Source organism: Bartonella vinsonii subsp. vinsonii (genome assembly GCF_902825235.1).
GTDB classification, from domain to species: Bacteria; Pseudomonadota; Alphaproteobacteria; order Rhizobiales; family Rhizobiaceae; genus Bartonella; species Bartonella vinsonii.
The window spans coordinates 1-4,013 of record NZ_CADEAJ010000023.1 but is presented as its reverse complement, the minus strand read 5'-3'; the positions used below and the strand labels follow the sequence as shown (position 1 = coordinate 4,013).

Genomic DNA, 4,013 nt, shown 5'->3' with positions numbered 1-4,013 from the left:
AAACGCTTCCTCCAAAAAAATATAAGGATACGTAAAAAGCATATCACAAATCAAAATCCTCCTCTTTACGCAATAAATAGAGTGCTAAGAAAAAAACTAAAAAGACACTGACGGAAAATAGAAAAAATATGTTATATGTTTGACTTAAAGTAAGATATTCCTCTGTCAGAGATTGGATCAAAAAACCAGCAAAAACACCCCCAAAGGCTCCACCTATTTGTTGTAATATACGGGTGATAACTGCCGTATCTTTGATGTATGAACTGTTGACATATTGGATGGGAGCAGACAGGCATACAATGGTGGTAATGCCAAGTCCTACGCCCCTTAGCAAGAATCCAAGCCCATCCATGCTTATATTATAGCCGAAGCATAATAATCCAAAGCTTGAGATCACCAAACCAATTCCTATCATGAAAAAGGCAGATTTTTCTTTCCATTTTTGGTAAATAAATTTCCTACCAACCCATGCTCCCACCCCTTGCAAAGCGAGGACTGTGCCGATGATGAGAAGGCTGTGTTCGTGGTTTTCTCCCATAACGACCGCTAACGGAAAATAAACGAGAAAGCTGTAAAAAAGAAATGAAGCAACAAGCCCCATGATCATGAGTAATGTGTAGCGCGCATTTTGAAATCCGCTAAAGACGATTAATTTGTTTTTTGCTTTCTGATTAGAAACAATGAAAAATAGGAGAGATATCACCGCTATAAGTGCACTGATATATACAGGGTTGTTGTTCTTTAGATGTGGGGCTTGTGTGAGATAAAAAATCGAAATAAGAGATATAGAAAACGCTAAAAATGCAAATAAGTTAAATTTTGTTTTTGTTGTTTCGTTGGTCTTTAAATGTTTAGCTCCAATGGTGAGTGCCAATAAAATGAGCGGAATATTGATAAAAAATAACAAACGCCAAGATACATACTGAGCAAGTGAGGCGCCTATTAGCGGACCAAAGGCAGGAGCGAAAACTGTTGGTATGGCTATGGTGCCCATGGCTTGGCGTACCCGTTCCTGCCCGAATTGTAATGCAACAATGGTTTGGCTAAGGGGAAGTAAAAGTCCTGTCCCGAAACCTTGAACGATACGGGCAGCTATAATGGTTGGAAAATCATAGCTTAATCCTACCCCCAGTGATCCAAGCATAAAAATGAAGCTTGCAAGGAACCAAGTCTTTTTGATACCTATTCTCCCCTGCACAAAAGCTGCTATCAACAATCCTGGCACGGTGGCTAGAAAATAAGACGTTACAACCCATTGTATATTATTTTCCCCCACTGAAAAATAATGGGCAAGGTTAGGAAGGATAACATTCACTATGCTTCCGTCCAGCAAGGGGAGTATGCTGGAAATAATGACGGTATATATTACATATCTTTCCGATTTCGTATAGGAATCTCTTTTTTGCATTATCATGCTCCTTACAGATAGTCTTTAAAATATGGGTTTTGCTCCCATAAATTACAGAGCCTTAAGAATGAACATCTGTTTGTGATGGCTCCGATATTGGAGTGAATGTGATTGGAAGTGCCGATGGTCCCCTTGTGTATAATCCCTCTTCCTCTAAAAAGAAGCCTTCGGTTAAGCTGATTTCAATGAATTTATCGAGGAGTCTTTTCGCCGTCAATTCTCTTTGCATGAGAGCACAACCAGAACTTAGGCGTGTATGCCTGCTCCAAAGAACAAATGATTATCAATCATACCACCAGTTTAAGGAAAAGCAGAAAATTCCATAGCCAATGATTGCTGCAGCCAATGATGATCAAACTCTTTTAAAAGTTCTGGTGAGTTGAAAGGAAATTCTTGCTGTTGTCAGCTTGTGCGGAAAATATCCTTTCTCTTTTAAAGTCATCAAATCCTTGTTTTTTGCCCAGTGCTATTGAATATAAAACCTAACATGCCTGCCAGCATTGTGGCGATACCGATCAGAAGGAGAGTGCTTTGGGTATGATGCACACTCACAAAACCCGCTGCTATGAAGCCAATACTCACAGATATTTGTATGATAAAGATATAGGCGGGCATTTGGTTGTTTCTGTGTTCTTTCTGAATAGCTTTCATCATAAAACTTGCCATCAGGGCGTTTTGCACGCCGTTGGCTGCTCCAAGAATAAAATATGACAGCATCATTAACCATACCATATCTGTTAGGGAAAAACAGAAAACTCCAAAGCCGATGATTGTCGCAGCCAATGATGCTCCAGCGGCATTGCCAAAGCGATGAAAAAGGCTGGAGAAACAGAGAGGACCAACCACGAGGCCTAAGCTTATCATACTTGTGATTACCCCATATGTTTGTGCACTTAAATGAAGATTGGTACGAATACGGACGATAGATAAGACGTTGAGAGCAGATGTGAGTATGATGGTGATAATAAGTGGAGCAAGTGCATAGAAAACATTTTTTTTACGCAATAGTCCTCCTACATCTAGTCCTTTATTGGTGTATTGCGATGTTTTTGTTGTTTTAGAATGTATTTTTAGAGTTTTAAAACACAATAGGATGAGAATGGTTGCACAGAGAACGATAACTGAAAGCACAAACAATCCTCTTTGCCCGTTTGATACACCATACAACACGCCTCCTAAGAGTGGGCCGGCAATGTAGCCAAGATTGCGAACTGTCTGTATAACACGGTTGATACGGTCTAATTGCTGGTCATTTTTTGCAAATTCAGGCACGCAAACGAGAATTGTCGACCAAAAGAGTGAACCAGCACAGCCCAGTGCGAAAGAAATGGCAATATAGGTCCAGAATTGGTTGACAATTGCGGCTATAGCTATGAATATTGCTTCACACAATAAAACAAGAGCAACTGTTCGAGCAGTGCTTAGCCGATGCAAGAGTTGTGGTGCAATTGGTCCAGCACAAATTGCGCCGATAAGCCCTGCAAAAAGCAGCATTGAAATCGAGGATGTGTTTTGTGCTAAGTGTAAAGCAAAGGTGACTTGCGCTGTTTCATCTGCAAAACTGCAAAACCCTAAAACGAGGAAAAGTCCACTTTGGGCAAAAATAATGGATTTTTTCTTTGTCACAACGCTCCCCAAGACGCTAAAGCTTTGACGGTTTTTAAAATTTCTTCTTTCTCTACGTTATGTGGTTTATCCTTTAATTGTGATATGTCCACAAAACATGCTTCAGTCTTTTTCACTGAATGTTACGAAGGGGGTATGCAGATTTGCATCAACATTCTATTATGGAGCTTTATGTGAAGCATCCCTATCATGATTGTTTTTACAAACTTGCGTGATGTTGCACTGAGCGTATTGAGTAGTGATGAGGATTGGCATGATTTCGTCAACAGCCAATTTAATAACATCTTTTATTTTATTGCTTGAGATACGCATATATTGCCCCCCTTATCGTTGATAACATAAGCCCCCCAAAGTTCTTTGCTATTCTTTTCACTGTAGCATGGATTTTATTATGAAAGAAGTCATTACTAAAGGGGGCGTGTAAATTGCTCTATCTGTATAAATGAGATGTTTTTAAACATGGACTTTTGATCATTAAGCTATTTTTTTCTTCAATGACTGTTCTGTTGTTCAGGAATTTGGAGAGGAAGAAGTTTTTATTCTATCCATGATCGCACTTATACAGTGCGGTTTTTCCATGTCCAATTTATAGTTAAGGAGGCGTGTGAGAATTTTAACACATTGAGTAAGATTTAGCGCTCTTCAATATTTTCTTTCATAATAAGAAAATAAGCGAAGGGAAAGAATGCGCGAAGGGCATAAAGGCGTGATGAGAGATCATTTTAAATAAGAGATGGCTTTTAAAAAGTAAAGTAGTCCAGAAAAGCAAAGTGAAATCAGCGCAATTTATAAAAAAAGCTGTACAGTTAGTTGTACAGCTTTTTCTTTGTTTTATGCTTTACGTGCTCTTAGGTTTTAAAGCATGAAAGTATCCTTACGGCTTCTGTAACCATAATAGCCAAAGACACTGGAAATCACGGCGCCAATCAGGCCTCCTAAAAAGCCCCACCATCCCATGTAAGAAGCTGTTTTAGCAGCT

2 protein-coding genes and 1 pseudogene are annotated in these 4,013 nt (G+C 39.2%); all 3 read right to left on the bottom strand.

All coding sequences use genetic code 11. The features are described 5' to 3' along the window. Positions 1-43 precede the first annotated feature (43 nt). Complete coding sequence (locus J7R12_RS08425; RefSeq protein WP_126603738.1) at positions 44-1,408, bottom strand: MFS transporter; 1,365 nt, start codon at positions 1,406-1,408, stop codon at positions 44-46. A gap of 441 nt (positions 1,409-1,849) precedes the next feature. After that, entirely contained in the window at positions 1,850-3,034 is a 1,185-nt protein-coding gene (locus J7R12_RS08420; RefSeq protein ID WP_126603737.1) for an MFS transporter, read from the bottom strand. Positions 3,035-3,889: 855 nt separating this feature from the next. Beyond that, a pseudogene (locus tag J7R12_RS09110) lies at positions 3,890-4,013 on the bottom strand (DUF3792 domain-containing protein); the annotation flags it as partial.

Bases quoted from the DNA above. Each gene is read 5' to 3' on its own strand.
- J7R12_RS08425 (WP_126603738.1), bottom strand. From the start codon at position 1,408: ATGCAAAAAAGAGATTCCTATACGAAATCGGAAAGATATGTAATATAT.